Source organism: Thioalkalivibrio sp. ALD1 (assembly GCF_000381245.1).
Taxonomy (GTDB): domain Bacteria; phylum Pseudomonadota; class Gammaproteobacteria; order Ectothiorhodospirales; family Ectothiorhodospiraceae; genus Thioalkalivibrio.
Window position 1 is genome coordinate 150,189 of the sequence record NZ_KB906242.1, and the last position, 19,337, is coordinate 169,525.

17 protein-coding genes are annotated in these 19,337 nt (G+C 64.6%); 14 read left to right on the forward strand and 3 right to left on the reverse strand.

The features are described from left to right. The first annotated feature begins 90 nt into the window (after nt 1-90). From tsf to lpxA, 12 genes are all read left to right on the forward strand, one after another. On the forward strand, nt 91-963 hold the full coding sequence (tsf, locus tag F623_RS0105340) for a translation elongation factor Ts (protein ID WP_018862309.1): 873 nt from the start codon (nt 91-93) through the stop codon (nt 961-963). Between the two features lie 121 nt (nt 964-1,084). Continuing rightward, nucleotides 1,085-1,822 (forward strand): UMP kinase, encoded by a 738-nt coding sequence (gene pyrH / locus F623_RS0105345; RefSeq protein ID WP_018862310.1) that lies wholly within the window; start codon nt 1,085-1,087, stop codon nt 1,820-1,822. Further along, entirely contained in the window at nt 1,815-2,372 is a 558-nt protein-coding gene (gene frr / locus F623_RS0105350) for a ribosome recycling factor (protein WP_018862311.1), read from the forward strand. Before pyrH ends, frr begins: the two co-directional genes overlap by 8 nt. Nucleotides 2,373-2,386: 14 nt before the next feature. Next, a complete protein-coding gene (gene uppS / locus F623_RS0105355) occupies nt 2,387-3,139 on the forward strand; it encodes a polyprenyl diphosphate synthase (RefSeq protein WP_018862312.1) in 753 nt (250 codons plus the stop codon). Next, nucleotides 3,132-3,965 carry a phosphatidate cytidylyltransferase gene (locus tag F623_RS0105360; protein WP_018862313.1) on the forward strand — a complete coding sequence of 278 codons (834 nt, stop codon included), beginning with the start codon at nt 3,132-3,134 and terminating at the stop codon, nt 3,963-3,965. Before uppS ends, F623_RS0105360 begins: the two co-directional genes overlap by 8 nt. 22 nt (nt 3,966-3,987) lie before the next feature. Further along, the gene (gene ispC / locus F623_RS0105365; protein ID WP_018862314.1) at nt 3,988-5,193 is read left to right on the forward strand and encodes a 1-deoxy-D-xylulose-5-phosphate reductoisomerase; all 1,206 of its coding nucleotides are present in this window, start codon (nt 3,988-3,990) and stop codon (nt 5,191-5,193) included. After that, nucleotides 5,190-6,551: an RIP metalloprotease RseP gene (gene rseP / locus F623_RS0105370; RefSeq protein ID WP_018862315.1), complete on the forward strand. Its 1,362-nt coding sequence runs from the start codon at nt 5,190-5,192 to the stop codon at nt 6,549-6,551. Before ispC ends, rseP begins: the two co-directional genes overlap by 4 nt. 32 nt (nt 6,552-6,583) lie before the next feature. Further along, a complete protein-coding gene (gene bamA / locus F623_RS0105375; RefSeq protein WP_369771394.1) occupies nt 6,584-8,926 on the forward strand; it encodes an outer membrane protein assembly factor BamA in 2,343 nt (780 codons plus the stop codon). Between the two features lie 19 nt (nt 8,927-8,945). Continuing rightward, nucleotides 8,946-9,482, forward strand: coding sequence for an OmpH family outer membrane protein (locus tag F623_RS0105380; protein WP_018862317.1), 537 nt, complete (start codon nt 8,946-8,948; stop codon nt 9,480-9,482). Nucleotides 9,483-9,486: 4 nt separating this feature from the next. Further along, nucleotides 9,487-10,488: a UDP-3-O-(3-hydroxymyristoyl)glucosamine N-acyltransferase gene (lpxD, locus tag F623_RS0105385; RefSeq protein WP_018862318.1), complete on the forward strand. Its 1,002-nt coding sequence runs from the start codon at nt 9,487-9,489 to the stop codon at nt 10,486-10,488. Nucleotides 10,489-10,554: 66 nt separating this feature from the next. After that, nucleotides 10,555-11,013 carry a 3-hydroxyacyl-ACP dehydratase FabZ gene (gene fabZ, locus F623_RS0105390; protein ID WP_018862319.1) on the forward strand — a complete coding sequence of 153 codons (459 nt, stop codon included), beginning with the start codon at nt 10,555-10,557 and terminating at the stop codon, nt 11,011-11,013. Then, nucleotides 11,010-11,792, forward strand: a complete 783-nt coding sequence (gene lpxA / locus F623_RS0105395; RefSeq protein WP_018862320.1) for an acyl-ACP--UDP-N-acetylglucosamine O-acyltransferase — start codon at nt 11,010-11,012, stop codon at nt 11,790-11,792. Before fabZ ends, lpxA begins: the two co-directional genes overlap by 4 nt. 20 nt (nt 11,793-11,812) lie before the next feature. Here the strand turns inward: lpxA and lpxB are convergent, their stop codons facing one another. Genes lpxB through F623_RS0105410 form a run of 3 tightly spaced genes read right to left on the reverse strand, consistent with a single transcriptional unit; the run spans nt 11,813 to nt 15,095 of the window. Continuing rightward, nucleotides 11,813-12,967, reverse strand: a complete 1,155-nt coding sequence (lpxB, locus tag F623_RS0105400; RefSeq protein WP_018862321.1) for a lipid-A-disaccharide synthase — start codon at nt 12,965-12,967, stop codon at nt 11,813-11,815. A 20-nt stretch (nt 12,968-12,987) separates the two neighbouring features. Further along, nucleotides 12,988-14,085 (reverse strand): DegT/DnrJ/EryC1/StrS aminotransferase family protein, encoded by a 1,098-nt coding sequence (locus F623_RS0105405; RefSeq protein WP_018862322.1) that lies wholly within the window; start codon nt 14,083-14,085, stop codon nt 12,988-12,990. Next, nucleotides 14,082-15,095, reverse strand: coding sequence for a Gfo/Idh/MocA family protein (locus F623_RS0105410; RefSeq protein ID WP_018862323.1), 1,014 nt, complete (start codon nt 15,093-15,095; stop codon nt 14,082-14,084). The genes F623_RS0105405 and F623_RS0105410 overlap by 4 nt, the downstream gene beginning before the upstream one ends. A 155-nt stretch (nt 15,096-15,250) precedes the next feature. Here F623_RS0105410 and rnhB point away from each other — a divergent pair, with 155 nt between their 5' ends. Together rnhB and dnaE are read left to right on the forward strand one after the other, a co-directional pair. Then, nucleotides 15,251-15,856 (forward strand): ribonuclease HII, encoded by a 606-nt coding sequence (gene rnhB / locus F623_RS0105415; protein WP_018862324.1) that lies wholly within the window; start codon nt 15,251-15,253, stop codon nt 15,854-15,856. Then, nucleotides 15,853-19,332: a DNA polymerase III subunit alpha gene (gene dnaE, locus F623_RS0105420; RefSeq protein ID WP_018862325.1), complete on the forward strand. Its 3,480-nt coding sequence runs from the start codon at nt 15,853-15,855 to the stop codon at nt 19,330-19,332. The genes rnhB and dnaE overlap by 4 nt, the downstream gene beginning before the upstream one ends. Nucleotides 19,333-19,337 lie beyond the last annotated feature (5 nt).

Below are 19,337 nucleotides of genomic sequence, written 5' to 3' on the forward strand. Positions count from 1 at the left end.
TGATCGCGCTCGGGCTGGTTGAACGCAAGGGCCGGCTGCAGATTGCCACGCAGCCGGTCCGATTGACGAATTTTTCAGGAGTACATCCCGATGCAGATTACTGCTGCCCAAGTTAAAGAACTGCGCGAGCGCACCGGCGCCGGCATGATGGAGTGCAAGAAGGCACTGACCGAGACCGGCGGTGACCTCGAGGCCGCCGTGGAGGCCATGCGCAAGTCCGGTATGGCCAAGGCCGACAAGAAGGCCGGTCGTGTGGCCGCCGAAGGCCGGGTCGAGATCGTCACCGAGGGCAACAAGAAGGCCGTGCTGGTGGAGATCAACTGCGAGACCGACTTTGTCGGTAACGACGACAACTTCCGCGCCTTTGCCGCTCGCTGTGCCCAGGTCGCGCTGAATTCGGGCGCGGATGACGTTGAGGCCCTGATGGCCGAAACCGTCGATGGCCAGAACCTCGAGGAGCACCGGACCCAGCTGATCGCGAAGGTTGGCGAGAACGTCCAGGTGCGCCGCTTTGATCGGCTGCAGGCCGAAGACGCGCTGGGCTTTTACCAGCACGGCGCCCGGATTGGCGTCGTGGTCAGCCTGAAGGGGGGCGACGAGGCCCTCGCGAAGGATGTCGCCATGCACATCGCGGCTTCGAAGCCGGTATGCGTGGATGAGACCGGCGTGCCGCAGGATCTGCTCGACAAGGAGCGCGCGATCTTCAAGGCCCAGGCCGAGGAGTCGGGCAAGCCGGAGAACATCATCGAGAAGATGATCGAAGGCCGCATTCGCAAGTACCTCGCCGAGATCACCCTGGTCGGTCAGCCGTTTGTGAAGGACCCCGATCAGACCGTTGGCCAGCTGCTGGAATCGAAGGGCGCCTCGGTGGCCGGTTTCCTGCGCTACGAGGTGGGCGAAGGCATTGAGAAGAAAAAAGAGAACTTCGCCGAAGAAGTGATGGCTCAGGCCCGCGGGGCCTGATTCGCCAGATCGCTTTCGCGTAGACTCCCGGTGCGGGCGCGGGACGCGCTCGCACCGGCCCCGGCCGGAATCCGGCCATCCACATGGCAGGCGCAGGACCCGAGCCCGATAAAGGAGCCCAATGAGTCAGGACAGGCAGCCCGCGTACAGGCGCATCCTTCTGAAGTTGAGCGGGGAGGCCCTGATGGGCCAGCACTCCTACGGGGTGGACCCGGATGTCCTGGCGCAAGTCGCCGAAGAGGTGTCGGAGCTTTCGAGCATGGGTGTCGAGGTCGGCATCGTGATCGGAGGGGGCAACATCTTTCGTGGCGCCGGTCTCGCCCAGGGCGGCATGGACCGTGTCACGGGTGACCACATGGGCATGCTGGCCACGGTGATCAATGCCCTGGCCATTCAGGATGCGATCGAGCGCGCGGGCCGTTTTTCCCGCGTGATGTCGGCCATCCGCATCAACCAGGTCTGTGAAGACTACATCCGACGCCGCGCCGTGCGTCACCTGGAAAAGGGCCGTATCGTGGTTTTTGCCGCGGGGACTGGCAACCCGTTCTTTACGACGGACTCCGCCGCTGCACTGCGCGCCATCGAAATCAATGCCGAGTTGATGATCAAGGCCACCAAGGTGGATGGGGTCTATGATTCGGACCCGATGACGCGAAAGGATGCGCGCAGGTTCGAACGCCTGACGTTCGACGATGCGCTGGAGCGGCGGCTGGGCGTAATGGATACGACCGCGCTGGTCATGTGCCGCGACAACGGCCTGCCGATCCGCGTGATGAACATGTTTGCTAAAGGGGATCTCCGTCGGCTGGTGATGGGCGAGCCGGTGGGGACCCTGGTCGAGGGATCCCGAGATGACTGACGCCACGATCAAGGACGCACGCCAGCGGATGGACAAGAGCATCGAGGCGCTGCGCAACGAATTGGCCAAGATTCGCACGGGGCGCGCGCACCCCAGTCTGCTCGAACATGTGCATGTCGACTACTACGGCATGGAAGTTCCGATCAATCAGGTGGCGAACATCAACGCCGAAGACTCGCGCACGCTGGCCGTGGTCCCCTACGAGAAGGACATGGTCGCCAAGGTGGAAAAGGCGATCATGACCTCCGACCTGGGGTTGAATCCGGCCAGCATGGGCACGGTGATCCGCGTTCCGCTGCCGGCGCTGACGGAAGAACGCCGCCGTGACCTGGTCAAGGTGGTCAGGGCCGAGGCCGAGAATGCGCGCGTTGCAGTGCGCAACATCCGGCGCGACGCGAACAACACCTTCAAGCAGGCGGTGAAGGACAAGGAGATCTCGGAAGACGACGAGCACAAGGCCCAGGAACAGGTGCAGAAGCTCACCGACGATCACATCGCCAAGATCGACGCATTGCTCGAGGACAAGGAAGCCGAGTTGATGGAAGTCTGACCGGCCATCCAGCCATGCCGGTTACCTCCGCTACCGATCCCGCACTGCCCGGCCACGTTGCCGTCATCATGGATGGCAACGGGCGCTGGGCCCAGGCCCGTGGACTGGACCGCTCCGCAGGGCACCGCGAGGGGCTGGAGGCGACGCGTCGGGCCGTGCGCTATTACGCCGAACACGGTGTCCATACCCTGACGCTGTTTGCCTTCAGCAGTGAGAACTGGGGCCGGCCCCGTGCCGAGGTCGAGGCCCTCTTTGAACTGTTCGTTTCGGCCATCGAGGCGGAACTGCCCGAGCTAGTGGAGCGTGGCATTCGCCTGCGGTTTATTGGCGACCGCGCCACCTTTCCCCCAACCCTGCAGGGGCGCATGGACGAGGCCGAGGTGGCCACGGCCGGCAATGACGGCATGTGTCTGGTGGTGGCGCTGGGTTATGGCGGCCGGTGGGATATCCTCCAGGCGGCACGGCGCTGGGCGGCCAAGGGTGGATCGGAGCACGATGGCAATGCCGAGGCGGCCTTCGCGGCCGAGCTGAGTACCGCCGGTCTGAGCGACGTGGACCTGCTGATCCGCACCGGGGGAGAGCAGCGCATCAGCAATTTTCTCTTGTGGCAGGCAGCCTATGCCGAAGTCCTGTTTCTCGAGACCTACTGGCCGGATGTGGGCGAGAAAGATTTCGAGCGCAGTCTCGCCTGGTATGCGCGACGGCAGCGACGCTTTGGTTGTGTACCCGCCGGGAAGCCCTCGGCCAGTGAGGTTCCCGGTGCTTAAGACCCGCGTGGTGACGGCTGCCGCGATCGGGTTGCCCGCGCTGGCGCTGATTGCGTTCGGGCCCAACTGGGCGGTGCTGGCGCTGATCGCGGCCGCGATTGGGCTGGCCACCTGGGAATGGGGTGAGTTGACCGGATTGCACGCGGCCTGGGAACGCGGGGTGCTGGTGACTCTGGTCGTCGCTCCGCTGGTTGCGCTGGGCATTACGCTGGCGCAGCCGATGCATCTGGTGGTGCTCCTGTTCGCGGTACTGTGGTGGCTTCTGATCGTGTTGGCGCTGCCGTTCTACCGCTCGGGGGTCGATGGCCGTGGGCCGCGGCCCAAACTGCTCACCGTTGCGGCAGTTCTTACGCTGGTGCCGGCGGGAATGGCCATGGTGTGGCTGCACGCGCTGGCGCCCTTGCTGGTGGTGTACCTGATCGTTTTGGTGGGGCTGGCCGATACCGGCGCCTATTTCGCTGGCAGGGCCTTCGGGCGTAACGCACTGGCTCCGCATATCAGCCCGGGGAAGACGCGCGAGGGCCTTCTTGGCGGACTGGCCGCCGCGTTCGCATGGTCCGTCGTGGTGGCCGGTATCTGGGGCCTTGTGCCCATGGATGCACTGGTGTTCGTGCTGCTGTCGGTGCTGATTGCCCTGGTGTCGGTGGTGGGTGACCTGTTCGAGAGTATCCTCAAGCGCCAGGCAGGGGCGAAGGACAGCGGTTCCTTGCTGCCCGGCCACGGGGGTATTCTGGATCGAATCGACAGCCTGATCGCGGCGGCTCCGATCTTCCTGGCCGGTTTGCTGTGGCTGGCCTTGTTGCCCGCCCTCGGGCCCGAGGCTTGAAAACTCGCAGGTGTAGCACGTTATGACCCCCACGCGGATCACCATACTCGGTTCCACCGGCAGCATTGGCGTCAGCACGCTGGATGTGGTGTCGCGTCAGCCGGATCGCTTTCATGTCCATGCCCTGACCGCCCATCGCAATGTCGAACGGTTGAAGGAACAGTGCCTGGAGGTACGGCCTCGTGTGGCCGTGGTGGCCGAGGAGACGGCCGCGAGCGAGCTTCAGCGCGAACTGGAGGCGGCTGGATGTGCCACTGAAGTGCGAGCGGGGCCCGAGGCCCTGGCCGAGGTGGCGGCGGCCCCGGAGGTCGATGCGGTGATGGCCGCCATTGTCGGAGCGGCCGGGCTGCTGCCGACTCTGGCAGCGGCCGAGGCTGGAAAGCGCGTGCTGCTGGCCAACAAGGAAGCACTGGTGATGTCCGGCGCGCTGCTGATCGACGCCGTGCGCCGTTCGGGGGCCTGCCTGCTGCCGATCGACAGTGAGCACAACGCCATTTTTCAGTGCTTGCCGACCGGTTACGTTTGCGCCGACGCCGTGACGCCCCATGGGGCCGAACGGATCTGGCTGACGGCCTCGGGCGGCCCATTCCGTGATCGCCCTCTCGATACGTTCGATCACATTACGCCGGAAGAAGCCTGCGCCCACCCGAACTGGGAAATGGGGCGCAAGATCTCGGTGGATTCCGCGACCATGATGAACAAGGGGCTGGAGGTGATCGAGGCCTGCTGGCTGTTCGCGGTCGAGCCTTCGGCGATTCAGGTGGTGCTGCACCCGCAAAGCATCGTGCACTCCATGGTCGCGTACAACGACGGGTCGGTGCTCGCGCAAATGGGCAACCCCGACATGCGCACCCCGATTGCGCATGCGCTGGCATGGCCCGACCGGGTGGCGTCGGGGGTGTCTGCGCTGGATTTGCTGAGCGTCGGGCCCCTGGAGTTCCGCCACCCCGAACCGGAACGGTTCCCGGCGTTGGGGCTCGCTTATCGAGCCATGGAGCGAGGGGGAACCGCCACTGCGGTGCTGAATGCGGCGAACGAGGTCGCGGTGGAGGCCTTTTTGTCAGGCCGTCTAGCATTCAGTGACATCGCGGTGGTGATCGAGCGAACACTGGAAGCGCTGTCGGCCGAGGTTGCTGATTCCCTCGAGCGTGTGCTCGCAGCGGATACGGAGGCGCGGGCCCATGCCGGCAGCGAGATCGGGCGTCTGCAGCGCCAGGCAGTGTCATGACGCTGCTGACCAGTCTGCTGGCGTTCGCCGTGGCCATCGGCGTTCTGGTGACGGTGCACGAGTATGGTCATTACCTTGCGGCCCGCGCAATGGGCGTCAAGGTGCTGCGTTTTTCGGTCGGTTTCGGTCGCCCCCTGTTGAGTCGCCGGATTGGGCGGGACCGCACGGAGTTCGTCGTGGCCGCGCTGCCCCTGGGCGGGTATGTGAAGATGCTCGACGAGCGCGAGGGCGATGTAGCGCCCGAGGAGCTGGATCGGGCTTTCAACAACAAGGGGCTGAAGGCACGTACGTTTATTGTGTCCGCCGGTCCGCTGGCGAATTTCCTGTTCGCGATTGTCGCCTACGCCGCGATGTTCATGATCGGCGTCGGGGGTGTACGCCCGGTGGTCGGGGAGATTGCTCCGGAGAGTCCGGCAGCGGTCGCCGGTCTGGAGCGCGGCGAGGAGATTCTCGCGGTGGGTGGCCGCTCGGTACGCGACTGGGAGCAGACGAACCTGCGTCTGCTTGACCACGCCGTGCGGGGTGATACGGTGCCGGTTCTCGTGCGTGATCGCGATGGTCGTGAGGTGGAACGAACGCTGGATCTGCGGGATCGCCAGGCGATTCTGGGCCAGGGCCAGTTCCTGGAACAGGTTGGGTTGGCGCCCTACCGTCCCGCACTGGAGCCCAGGATTGGACAGATCGAGTCGGGCAGCCCGGCCGCGTCGGCGGGACTCGAGCCCGGTGATCGCATTCTTGCGGTTGATGGGGACGCGATCGACGACTGGAACGAGTGGGTGCGTCGTATTCAGGCCAGCCCGGAGCGTGAACAGGTGGTACAGGTTGACCGTGCCGGCCAGACGCTCGAGTTGCGGGTGACACCCGATGCGGTTGCAACCAATGGCGAGACGATAGGACGTATCGGCGCTGGGGTCGATCCCGATCAGCCGGCAGCACGCGAGATGGCTGTACTGGTGCGCCAGGGCCCCATGGAGGCCATGGTATCGGGTGTGGCCCGCACCTGGGATGTCTCGATACTGACGGTCGGCATTCTCTGGCGCATGGTGACCGGGGAGGCGTCGGTCAAAAATATTAGCGGACCGGTTACCATAGCCGAGTTTGCGGGTACGACCGCGGTGATCGGGATTTCGGCCTTTCTGGGTTTTCTGGCGCTGGTAAGTGTCTCGCTCGGGATCATTAACTTGTTGCCGATCCCGCTACTGGATGGTGGCCACCTGCTGTATTACGCGGTGGAGGCGGTAAAGGGGAGTCCGGTCTCCGAGCGCGCCCAGATTATCGGGCAGCAGTTCGGAATCCTCGCGATTGCCGGGTTGATGTTGCTGGCCCTCTACAACGATTTGACACGTCTGTTCGGGTGACCCCGAAACAGCCCTTCTGATTGGCGGAAAGCATGTCGCGAAACAGCTTGAGAGCAATGGCCCTGGTCGGCCTTATGGGTCTGGCGGGTACGGCCTGGGCCCAGACCTACCAGATCGAGGACATCGAGATCGAGGGGCTGGAACGGATTACCGCAGGGACGGCACTCAGCTATCTGCCAGTCGAAGTGGGCGATACCTTCGACGAAAGTCAGAGCCCGGAGATCATCCGCGAGATGTTCCAGACAGGGTTCTTCGATGACGTGGAGATCGCGCGGCGCGGAAACGTGCTGGTGGTGATTGTCTCGGAACGTCCGGCGATCAACCAGATCAACTTTTCCGGGAACCGCGACATCCCGGACGACGGCCTGCGCGAGGCGCTGGAGGCGGCCGGGCTGCGCAGTGGCCGGGTGTTCAACCGGACGATGTTGGACCGAATAGAGAGCGAGCTGCGTCAGCAGTATTTCGCACGCGGTCGCTACAACGTCGATGTCGATGTTGAGGTCATTGACCTGCCGCGCAACCGCGTGGATATCGAAATCGATATCGCCGAGGGCCCTGTGGCCCGTATCCAGCAGGTCAATGTGGTGGGCAACGAGACCTTCACTGACCGCCAGCTGACCCGCCGCTTTGATTCGGGCGTACCCCGCTGGTGGGCGTTCTTCAGCCGCCGCGATCACTATTCCCGCGAGAAGCTGTCGGGCGATCTCGAGAAGCTGCGTTCGCACTATCTCGACGAGGGCTTTCTCGAGTTCGATATCGATTCTACCCAGGTGACGCTTACGCCCGATCGCCGCGACCTGTTCATCACCATTAACGTCGACGAGGGGGAGCGCTATACGGTCACCGGCTTCGACCTGGCCGGGGATTTCGTGGTCTCGCGCGACGAACTGGAGGAACTGGTCGATATCGATGTCGGCGAACCCTTCTCCCGCAGCCAGGTGACGGAGTCGGCCGAACGGATCACCAATCGGTTGATGCAGGACGGGTATGCGTTTGCCAATGTCAATCCCGTGCCGGATGTTGACGAGGACAGCCGCGAGGTCGATATCACCTTCTTCATCGATCCGGGTCCGCGCGTGTATGTGCGCCGTATCCAGATCACTGGTAACAAGAACACCGAAGAGCGGGTCTATCGTCGCGAGCTGCGGCAGATGGAAAGCTCCTGGTACAACGGGGCGCTGATCGAGCGCTCGCGTGTGCGGCTCCAGCGCCTGCCATTCGTGCAGAGCGTGAACGTGGAGACGCAGCGTGTGCCAGGTACCGATGACGAGGTGGATCTGAACATTACGATTACCGAGCAGCAATCCGGCGCCCTGACACTGGGGGCAGGTTTCTCGCAGAACCAGGGCGTTCTGCTGACGGCGGGGCTGCAGCAGGACAACTTCCTGGGAACCGGGAATCGCTTTAATGCGGAGGTCAGCACCAGTCGGGTCAACCAGATCTTCCGCATGAGCGTGACCAATCCGCATTTCACCCCGGCCGGGGCCAGTCGCGGGTTCTCCGTCTTCTATCGCAAGATTGATGCAGAGCGGGCGAACATCTCGCGCTACTCCTCGAACCGCTACGGGTTTGACGTGAGCTATGGGATCCCGCTGTCGGAATTCGACCGGATCCGGATTGCACCTGGATTCGAACACATCGATATCGATACGGTTGACCGCGATGGGCGGCGGGGAAGCCCGGACGAGATCTTCGCGGAAGTCGACGAATTCGGGAGTTCCGCCAACTTCTACAAGATCGAGACAAGTTACATCCACGACACGCGGGATCGCACTACGTTTGCGACCCAGGGTCGGCGACACCGTATTGGCCTGGAAGTGGCGGTGCCCGGTAGTGATCGGGAGTTCTACAAGCTCACTTACTCGGGTGAGGAGATCTTCCGTTTATCGGACCGTTACTCGTTCAGTCTTTCGGGTGGCATCGCCTACGCGGACGGGTACGGCGGGTCGGAGCTGCCGTTCTATGAACGCCTGTTCGCCGGTGGTATCCGATCGGTGCGTGGCTACGAAGACAACCGTTTGGGCGATCAGCGCGAGTTGCGCGAATTCGACGGTGAATTGAGGCCCGCCACGCGGGACTCCAACGACGACCCGTACGGCGGCCGGTTCCGTACCACGATCTCGGGCGAGTTGTTCTACCCGATGCCGTTTGCGGCCGACAACGATGCGGTACGCATGAGTACCTTTGTCGACGCGGGTAATGTATTCAACGATCCGGGCGACTGGGATGCCGGTGAACTGCGGGCCTCCGCAGGGTTTGCGATCACATGGTTCTCGCCGGTGGGACCACTCAGTTTCAGTGTTGCGGAGCCGCTGAACGACCAGCCGGAAGACGATATTCAGCGCTTCCAGTTCCTGCTGGGGGCGTCCTTCTGAGCGTGAGGAGCAAGAAACGATGAGTCAGCGCAGTGGGACCATGAAGGGCGGCGCCCTGGTGCTGTCCGCCGTACTCTTGTTGGCTGGCTGGCTGGCTATCCCCGCACAGGCCGGGGCCCAGAACGTGGCGTTCGTGACGATGAACCGGATCCTGGAGGATTCGCCGCAGGCCGAGCAGGCCATGCGCGAACTGGAGCGGGAGTTCTCGCCGCGGGACGCCGAGTTGGTGGCCGAGCGCGAAGAACTGCAGCGCATGCGTGACCGGCTCGAGCGGGACGGCGACATGATGAACCCCTCCGAACGGGCCGATCTCGAGCGCGAGTTCTCCCAGCGTTCCCGTGAGTTCCGCCGCGCACAGGAGAGCTTCAGCGAGGACCTGAACGTTCGACGCAACGAAGAACTTTCCCGCCTGCAGCGGCGCATCAACGATGCGATCGTGGAACTTGCGCGCGAACGCGAGATCGACGTCATCCTGACCGAACGCAACGTGCTCTACGCCAGCGACCGGGTCGACATCACGGACGATATCCTTGCCGCAATGCAGCGTGACGACTGATCGGGTGATCACCGCCGGGGAGCTGGCCGAGTACGTGACCGGCGAGCTCGCCGGGCCGCCCGATATCCCGTTGCGGGGCCTTTCGACCCTGGCTCAGGCCGGGCCGGCGGACGTGGCCTTTGTCACGGATCCCGAACGCTATCGGGATGCCCTGGAGCGGACCGAAGCCGGCTGTGTCCTGGTGCCCCGATCAGGCGTCGCGTGGATCGGTAGGCAGCCACGAGCATGGATTGCCGTCGATGACCCCTACCGTGCCTACGGGCTGGTCTCCCGCTGGTTTGGTGCCGGGCGCCGGACGGTTGTTCCGGGTATCGATCCGAGCGCGCGCGTGCATCCGGACGCGCGCGTCGCTGCCGATGCGGAGTTGGGGCCCGGCGTGGTGATTGGCGCCGGTTGTCGGATCGGCGCGGGTGTGGTGATTGGCGCACACAGCGTGCTGGGCGAGCGGGTCGAGTTGGGGGAGGGGAGCTATCTGCATCCTCGGGTCAGCCTGCTGGATGAGGTGAAGGTCGGCCGACGAGCCATCATCCACAGCGGCGCGGTGCTGGGTGCGGACGGCTTTGGATTCGCGGCGGGGGCGGACTCCACCTGGGAGAAAATCGAGCAGCTGGGTGATGTCCGCGTGGGGGACGACGTGGAGATCGGGGCGAATTCCACCATCGACCGCGGGTCGCTGGAGTCCACGCGGATCGGCAACGGAGTCAAGATCGACAACCTGGTTCATGTTGCCCATAACGTTCAGATTGGCGACCATACGGCCATAGCCGGGTGCGTGGGGATTGCTGGTAGCGCCCGCATCGGGGCGCATTGCGCCATTGGGGGCGGGGTCGGGATTCTCGGCCACCTCACCATCGCCGATCGGGTGACACTGCACGCGATGACACTCGTCACGCGCTCTATCGATCAGCCTGGTGAGTATGCATCCGGTGTGCCTCACCAGGAAGCTCGGTTGTGGAACCGAATGCTGGCGCGGCTGCGTCGGCTTGCCCGGACACGGGATGCATGAGTCCTGCTTGCGTTGGAGTCGTCCTTTGGTCTCGGCTCATCAGAATCAACAAAAAAGGAATGCCGCGTGGATGACTTCAATGTCCAGGAGATCATGCGCTATCTGCCGCATCGATATCCGTTTCTCATGGTCGACCGGGTACTGGAGTGGGAGGCCGGCGCCTACCTGACCGGTATCAAGAACGTCAGTATCAACGAGCCCTATTTTCAGGGTCACTTCCCGATCAAGCCGGTGATGCCCGGGGTCCTGATTCTTGAGGCGCTGGCGCAGGCCACCGGCCTCCTGGCGTTCAAGACCGAAGAGGCGCGCAACGAGAATCAGGACAAGCAACAGCTGTATCTGTTCGTGGGCATCGACGAGGCACGTTTCCGGCGCCAGGTGGTGCCCGGCGATCAACTCCACCTGCGTGTTGATCTCAAGCGCACCATGCGCGGTATCTGGCGCTTTGATGCGGTCGCCCGTGTGGGTGACGACGTTTGTGCCACGGCCCAGCTGATGTGTTCCGGGCAGGAAATCCCCTCGTGATCGACCCGCGGGCCGACGTACATCCGAGCGCGGAGCTGGACTCCTCGGTCGAGGTCGGGCCTTTCAGCGTGATTGGCCCGAATGTGCGTATCGGGGCCGGTACCCGTGTGGGGCCTCATGTAGTGATTCGGGGCCCCACCGAGATCGGTCGCGAGAACCGCATTTTCCAGTTCTCCTCGATCGGTGAGGAACCCCAGGACACGAGCTACAAGGGCGAGCCGACGCGGCTGGTGATCGGAGATCGCAACGTGATCCGCGAATCCGTCACGCTGCATCGGGGCACCGAGAAAGGGCTGGGCGAGACCGTGATCGGGCACGACAATCTGATCATGGCCTATGTGCATATCGCGCACGACTGCACCATCGGCAACAAGATCATCTTTTCCAACGCGACCTCGCTGGCCGGCCATGTCGAGATTCAGGACAACGTGACACTGGGCGGCTTTACCCTGGTGCACCAGTTCTGTCGCGTGGGAACCTTTGCCTTCACCAGCATGGGGGCGGCGCTGAACCGCGACCTGCCTCCGTACTGTCTGGCCAGCGGCAACTATGCGCGGCTAATCGGAATCAACAAGGTTGGGCTGCGCCGCAATGGCTTCTCCAACGAGGCGATCCAGGCGCTGCATCGTGTGTTTATTCTGGGTATGCGCGGCCGGGCCGGTCGCGAGCGACATCTCGAGACGATGTTCGACGAAACGGACGTTCCGGAGGTGCGCAACCTGATCGGCTTCGTGCGCAATAGCCAGCGGGGCATTCTCCGTGGCGGGCGGCCGCACTAGGGAGAACACTGCGTGCGAGTTCAGCCTGCGGAGAGGTGCCCCTGGCTGAGCAGCTCCCGGGCCATTTCCGCGATGCGGTGATCGGCCCCACCGTCCCCCAGGCGCTCGCGAATCGAGGCCAGGGATTCCCGCATCGCACCGAGCCGCTCCGGGTGCCGGAGCAGGTCGAGCGCATCCGACGCGAGGCGTTCGGGGTTGGCCTGGCGTTGAAGGTATTCCGGTACCAGTCGTTCCCCCGCGACGATATTAACCAGGGCGATATTTTCCAGGCTGACCAGCCGCGAAAAGACCGCATGACTGAGGCCGCCCATCCGGTAGAACACCAGCATGGGTGCCTGGAGCAGACCGGCCTCCAGCGTGGCCGTGCCCGAGGCGATCAGCAACAGATCGGCGTCCGCCATCAGCGCATGTGTTCCATCCTCTCCGGAAATGAATGAGATCGGCAGGCCGTCGCGCGGGGCCAGCGCATCCAGGCGTGTATCGTCGACACCGGGTGCCAGCGCGACGACGAAGTGCAGCGAGGGGTCTTCCTGGTGCATGCGTTGCACGGTTTCGACCAGTAGTGGCCAGTGGCGTTTGAGTTCCCCGCTCCGGCTGCCGGGCAGGAGCCCGATCACGCGCGCGTCCTCGGCAACGGAGATCCGTTCGGCCAGGCGCACCGAGGGTGGCTGCACCCGGTCCACCAGCGGATTGCCGACGTAGCGCACCGGGACGCCGGCGCGTTCGTAGATGTCGGTTTCGAAAGGAAACAGTACCGCCATTGCGTCCACGCACCGCTGAATTCGGCGGATACGGCCGGATCGCCAGGCCCACAACTGGGGGCTCACGTAGAACAGGACGCGGATACCCAGGCGCCGCGCATGGGCCGCCAGGCGCAGGTTGAATTCGACGTAGTCGACCAGGACCAGCAGGTCCGGACGGTTATTCTCCAGGTGGGTACACATGCGCCGGAACAGCCGCAGCAGGCGCGGGTAGTTCACCAGCACGTCGACGAGTCCGACCACGGCCAGATCCTCGACATCGATCAGCGTCTCGACGCCCGCGGCGCGCATCTGCGCGCCCCCCATGCCGGAGTAGCGCACTTCGGGCTCCAGGGACGCCAGTTCGCGAACCAGTCCGGCACCGAGGGCATCGCCGGAGCTCTCTCCGGCGCAGATGACCACGTGGCGTTCCATGGGGCCGGGCCTTGCCCCGACTAGGCCAGGGAACGCCGGATCGTGGCGCAGATCGTCTCGATCTGTTCGTCCTCGAGCTCGGGGAAGACCGGCAGGGAGAGGCAGCGCGCTGCGACCGACTCCGTGACCGGGAGACTTTCCGGCAGGTTCGGCAGGTCCACGAAGGCTTTTTGCTGGTGCAGCGGGACCGGGTAGTAGATCGCGTGCGCAATCTCGGCCTCCTTCAGGGCCTGCATGATCGCGTCGCGATGATCGGTCAGCAGCGTGTACTGGTGGTAGACATGTGTGCCGATCCCGTCCTCGTGCGGAGTCTGCACCGGCAGGCCCTCCAGCCCCTTGCGGTAACTGGCGGCGACGCGGCGGCGCTGGGCGTTGTATTCGTCGATGTGCGGCAGTTTTACGCGCAGGATCGCCGCCTGCATCTCGTCCAGGCGGCTGTTGTAGCCCACCTCGTCGTGGTAGTACCGCTCGCTGGAGCCATGGTTGCGCAGCCGCTTCAGGGCCTCGGCGGAGGTCGGGCAGCTGGTCGTGACCAAGCCACCGTCGCCGAAGGCCCCAAGGTTCTTCGACGGGAAAAACGAGAAGCAGCCAAAGGCACTGGCGGACCCGGTCTGTGCACCGTCGATGGCGGCACCAAAGGACTGGGCGCAATCCTCGACGATGAGCAGCTTGTGGCGTTCGGCGATGGCTTGCAGGCGCGGCAGGTCCGCTGGCTGTCCGAACAGATGCACGGGGATGATGGCCTTGGTGCGCTCGGTGATCGCGGCTTCCACCTGTTCCGGGTCGATGTTGAAGGTGTCGGGATCGATGTCCACGAACACGGGGTCGGCCCCGACATAGCGAATCGCCTCGGCGGTGGCGATAAAGGTGAACGGCGTGGTGATGACCTCATCACCCGGGCCTATACCCCCGGCGGCAAGGGCCAGGTGCAGTGCATCCGTCCCCGAGGCACAGGTGATTGCGTGGTCCACCCCCAGATAGCGTGCCAGTTCATCTTCCAGCGTCTGGACATTCGGGCCCAGGATATAGCGGGCCCCGGCCAGGACCTCCTGCAGCGCGGCATCGATTTCAGGGCGCAGGCTCTGGTACTGGCGCTGCAGGTCGACCATCGGGATCACGGCTTGACTCCTGTGCGGGGGTTGTCGAGGTGGCTGTGGGGGCCATCGGCATGGCCCATCACATTGAGGTTCTGGTAGACGAGCGCGGTGATCTGGTCCGCGGTGGCCAGTGCCCGCTGTCCGTCGCGGCCACTGACTACAACCGGCCCTTCGCCACGCACGGCGGCCACGAAGGCGCGGATTTCCGCCAGCAGGGCATCAGCCTCGTCGAACACGCTTTCGTCCCGGTGGATCTCGGGGGCGCCGGTCTCCGGGTCGAGCTCGCCAATGCGGTTCAGCGACAGGATGCGGTTCTGAAAGTCTACCGAGGCGTAGGCGTGCGACTGGAAGATGCGCATGCGGCGCTCGGACTTGTTGCTCACGCGCGAGGAGGTCACGTTCGCCACGCAGCCGTTGGCGAACTCCAGGCGGGCGTTGGCGATGTCAATGTCCTGCGTGAGCACGCGGGCGCCAGAGGCACGGACCTCGGTCAGCGGCGAATCCGTCAGGGACAGGATGATGTCGATGTCGTGGATCATCAAATCCAGCACTACCGAGACGTCGGTCGCGCGGGGCTTGTAGGGCGCCAGGCGGTGCGATTCGATAAAGCGCGGATGCAGCGGATCGTCAGTCAGCCGGCGCAGAGCGGCATTGAAGCGCTCCAGATGACCGACCTGCAAGACGACACCCTTGGCCTCGGCCAGCCGATTCAGTTCTTCGGCTTGTTCCAGGGTAGCGGTGATCGGTTTTTCGACCAGAACATGGCACCCGGCGTCGAGAAAGTCCCGCGCGATGTCGTAGTGCAGGGTGGTCGGTGCGGCGATGGAAACCGCATCGACGCGGCCAAGTAGTTCGCGGTGATCGGTGACCGCGGCGCAGCCATGTTCGGCGGCGACACGCTCGGCGGTGGCGGCGTCGGCATCGGCTACGGCGACCAGATCGGTGTCGGGCAGGGCGGCGTACTTGGCGGCATGCCACTTGCCAAGGTGACCGACGCCGATCGCGGCGCAGCGCAGGGGATTCTGAGACATGGGCGGGCTCGAGGTTCGTGGGGCGTGTGCTAGGATTTCCGGCGCTATTGTAACGGATCGCCCGGACCGCGCATGTCCGCGATCCATTCCCGCTATTGTCCAGGGAAACACGGGTGTCAGTGTTCCCTTGGTGTCCAGGCCCGATCGGGGGTTCGATGTCCGCAAACAGGGTGGCAAACGCTTGGGTCGCGGGCGTCGACGAAGTGGGGCGTGGCCCGCTGGCCGGGCCGGTGGTGGCGGCCGCGGTAATCCTGCCGGAGGGTTTCGAAGCACCGGGACTGACCGATTCCAAGAAGCTTTCGGCACGGCGCCGGCAGGCGCTGGATGTCGAGATTCGCGAACGGGCAGTGGCCTGGGCGCTGGGGCGGGCCGAGGCGGCCGAGATTGACGCATTGAACATCCATTGCGCGACCCTGCTGGCGATGCAGCGCGCGGTGGCCGCATTGTCGCAGCCGCCTGATCACCTGCTGGTTGACGGCCGCTTCACACCAGAGGGTCCCTGGAGCGCCGAGGCGATCGTCGGGGGGGATGGCTCCGTGGCGGCGATCAGTGCGGCGTCAATCATCGCCAAGGTGGCGCGTGACGCGGAGATGTCCGCCCTGCACGAGCGCTATCCCGACTACGGCTTCGATCGCCATGCAGGCTACCCGACGGCCTACCACCGCGACGCGCTGGCGCGCCTTGGGCCGTGTACGGAGCATCGCCGCAGCTTTGGGCCGGTGGCGCGGGCGCTGGCCGATGTCGCGGGGGAAGAGGCGTGAGCGGCGAATTGCATGATCCCGGCTTTGTGCACCTGCGGGTGCACTCCGAGTACTCGCTGATCGACGGGCTGGTGCGCCTGAAACCGCTGGTCGCGGCGGTGGCGGAAAAGGGCATGCCCGCCGTTGCGGTGACCGATCACTGCAACCTGTTCGGGCTGGTCAAGTTCTACCGGGCGGCCATCGCTCAGGGTGTGCAGCCGATTATCGGGGCCGATCTGCTGGTGCGGGACGCCCGCGCAGACGGGAGCGTGGCGCGCATGACCCTGCTCGCGCAGAACGACCCCGGCTACCGCAACCTCACCCGACTGATTTCGCGTGCCTGGCAGGAAGGTCAGGAAAAGGGCATCCCGCGGATCGACGCCGAATGGCTGGACAGCGCGGCCGAGGGCCTGATCGCACTGTCGGGCGGCATCGATGGCCTGTTCGTGAATGGGTCGGGAGTTGCGCGCGCACTGACCCCCGATGATCTCGAGCCCTGGCAACGGCGCTTTCCCGGACGCTTCTACCTGGAGTTGACACGCACCGAGCGCCCGGGCGAGGAGGCCTGGATCGAGCAGGCTCTGGCGGCGTCGGAGCAGTTCGATCTGCCCGTTGTGGCAACCAACGACGTGCGCTTTCTAAAGGCCGAGGACTTCGAGGCCCACGAGGCGCGCGTCTGCATCCATGACGGCACCACGCTGGATGACCCCTCGCGCCCGCGGCGCTACTCCGAGCATCAGTACCTGTGCAGCCCGGAGGAGATGGCGGAACGCTTCTCGGATATCCCCGAGGCCCTGGCGAACTCGGTGGCGATCGCGCGTCGCTGCAGTGTCAGCCTGACGCTTGGGGAGTCTGTGTTGCCCGATTTCCCGGTGCCGGAAGGCTACACGGTCGAGGACCACCTGCGCGAGATTTCCGCGCAGGGGCTCGACGCCCGGCTGGAACGTTTTCAGTTCGCCGAGCGTTCGGAGTATGAAGAACGCCTGAAGCTCGAACTGGACGTGATCTGCCAGATGGGTTTTCCCGGCTACTTCCTGATCGTGGCCGACTTCATCCAGTGGGCCAAGGACAACGGCATCCCGGTGGGGCCAGGGCGCGGCTCCGGTGCAGGCTCGCTGGTCGCCTATGTGCTGGGTATTACCGACCTGGATCCATTGCGTTACGAGCTTCTCTTTGAGCGATTTCTTAATCCTGAGCGCGTTTCCATGCCCGACTTCGATGTCGATTTCTGCATGGAGAAACGCGATGACGTGATCGACTACGTGGCCGAGCGCTACGGGCGCGACAAGGTTTCGCAGATCATCACCCACGGCACCATGGCCGCGAAGGCGGTTGTGCGCGACTGTGGCCGCGTACTGGGCTATGGCTATGGATTTGTCGACCGCATCGCCAAGCTGATTCCGTTCGAGCTGGGCATGACCTTGGAGAAGGCCCTGGCCGAGAGCGAGGATCTGAAGGCGCAGTACGACCAGGACGAGGAGGTGCGCGGGATCATCGATCTGGCGCTCAAGCTCGAGGGGCTTACGCGCAACGCGGGCAAGCACGCCGGCGGCGTGGTGATCGCACCGTCGGCGCTGACCGACTTCTCGCCGTTGTACTGCGAAGACGACGGCGGCTCGCTGGTCACTCACTTCGACAAGGACGATGTCGAGGCCGTGGGGCTGGTGAAGTTCGACTTTCTCGGACTGCGCACGCTGACGATCATCGACTGGGCGGTCGAGAACGTGCGCAAGATGGACCCGGAGGCCCGTATCGACCTGGACGCGGTCCCGCTGGATGACCCCGAAACCTTCAAGTTGCTCAAGGCCTACCAGACCACTGCCGTGTTCCAGCTGGAATCGGGCGGGATGAAGGACCTGATCCGGCGCCTGCAGCCGGACAGCTTCGAGGAGATCATTGCGCTGGTGGCGCTGTACCGACCGGGCCCGCTGCAGTCGGGGATGGTGGACGACTTCATCGACCGCAAGCATGGCCGCGCGCAGGTGGAATACCCGCATCCGGACCTGGAGCCGATCCTGCAGCCGACCTACGGGGTCATCCTGTACCAGGAGCAGGTGATGCAGATCGCCCAGGTGCTGGCGAACTACACCCTGGGCGGAGCCGACCTTCTGCGGCGCGCGATGGGCAAGAAAAAGCCCGAGGAGATGGCCAAGCAACGCCAGATCTTCATGGAGGGTGCACTGGGGCGCGGGGTCGAGGAGGGGACCGCGACCTACATCTTCGATCTGATGGAGAAATTCGCCGGCTACGGCTTCAACAAGTCGCACTCGGCGGCCTACGCCCTGGTCGCCTATCAGACCGCCTGGCTCAAGGCGCACTACCCGGCGCCGTTCATGGCGGCGGTGCTGTCCGCGGATATGGACAACACCGACAAGGTCGTGGGCCTGATCGACGAATGCCGGAATATGGGGCTGGACGTCCTGCCTCCCGACGTGAACCAGTCGGACTACCGCTTTACCTGTCGCGATGCCGGGACCGTGGTCTATGGCCTGGGCGCGATCAAGGGCGTGGGCGAGTCCGCGATCGACACGCTGCTGAAGGCACGTGCCGCGGACGGGTCCTTCCACGGGCTGATCGACCTGTGCCAGCGGGTGGACCTGTCCAAGCTCAACAAGCGGGTGCTGGACACACTGGTGCGCGCGGGTGCGCTGGATGCGATTGGCGCGAACCGCGCGACGCTGCTGAACGACATCCCCACGGCCGTCGCCGCGGCGGAACAGACGGAGCGAAACGCGAGCCTGGGCGTGGTGGATCTGTTTGGCGATCCGGCCGCCGCCGTCGTCCCGGAGAGCGAGACCCTGCCGGAGATGGAGGACGACGACCGCCTGCGCGGGGAGAAAGAAACACTGGGCCTGTATCTGACCGGGCATCCGGTCGAACGCTATCGTGCCGAGCTCAAGCGGCTGACGGGCAGCACGTTCGCCGAACTGGAGGCGAAGCTGGAGCAGCGGCCCGATGACAGCGGCCAGCAGGGGCGACGTGGACGCCCCGAGACCGTGCGCATCGCCGGGCTGGTGGTAGGAGTACGGGTACGCAATACGCAGAACGGGCGCATGGGGATCGCGACCCTGGATGACCGCAGCGGGCGTGCCGAGATCGTGCTGTTCAACGACGACTTCAATACCTACCGCGATCGGCTGGAGCCGGACACCCTTCTGGTGGCCGAGGGAACGGTGACGCTGGATGACTATGCCGGCGGCATCCGCATGCGCGCCCGGGCCGTGTACACCCTGGACGAGGCACGGGCGCAGTGGGCACGCGCCCTGCACTTGTGCCTGGAGGGGGTGCGCGCGGAACAGGTGCAAAACCTGCGCGGCCTGATGGAAGAGCATCGCGATGGCCAGTGCCGGGTCCACCTGTGCTATCGCCGGGATGGCGTCGAGGCCGATCTGAGCCTGCCCGAGGCCTGGGCCATTCGTCCGGACGAGCGGCTGCTGCGCAATCTGCAGCAGACCCTGGGCCCCGACTGCGAGGCCCAGATCCTGTACGGTCGCTGAAGGCG

Bases quoted from the DNA above. Each gene is read 5' to 3' on its own strand.
- rnhB (WP_018862324.1), top strand. From the start codon at position 15,251: ATGTCCGCAAACAGGGTGGCAAACGCTTGGGTCGCGGGCGTCGACGAA.
- uppS (WP_018862312.1), top strand. From the start codon at position 2,387: ATGCCGGTTACCTCCGCTACCGATCCCGCACTGCCCGGCCACGTTGCC.
- bamA (WP_369771394.1), top strand. From the start codon at position 6,584: ATGTCGCGAAACAGCTTGAGAGCAATGGCCCTGGTCGGCCTTATGGGT.
- F623_RS0105380 (WP_018862317.1), top strand. From the start codon at position 8,946: ATGAGTCAGCGCAGTGGGACCATGAAGGGCGGCGCCCTGGTGCTGTCC.
- lpxB (WP_018862321.1), bottom strand. From the start codon at position 12,967: ATGGAACGCCACGTGGTCATCTGCGCCGGAGAGAGCTCCGGCGATGCC.
- tsf (WP_018862309.1), top strand. From the start codon at position 91: ATGCAGATTACTGCTGCCCAAGTTAAAGAACTGCGCGAGCGCACCGGC.
- F623_RS0105410 (WP_018862323.1), bottom strand. From the start codon at position 15,095: ATGTCTCAGAATCCCCTGCGCTGCGCCGCGATCGGCGTCGGTCACCTT.
- frr (WP_018862311.1), top strand. From the start codon at position 1,815: ATGACTGACGCCACGATCAAGGACGCACGCCAGCGGATGGACAAGAGC.
- pyrH (WP_018862310.1), top strand. From the start codon at position 1,085: ATGAGTCAGGACAGGCAGCCCGCGTACAGGCGCATCCTTCTGAAGTTG.
- ispC (WP_018862314.1), top strand. From the start codon at position 3,988: ATGACCCCCACGCGGATCACCATACTCGGTTCCACCGGCAGCATTGGC.
- rseP (WP_018862315.1), top strand. From the start codon at position 5,190: ATGACGCTGCTGACCAGTCTGCTGGCGTTCGCCGTGGCCATCGGCGTT.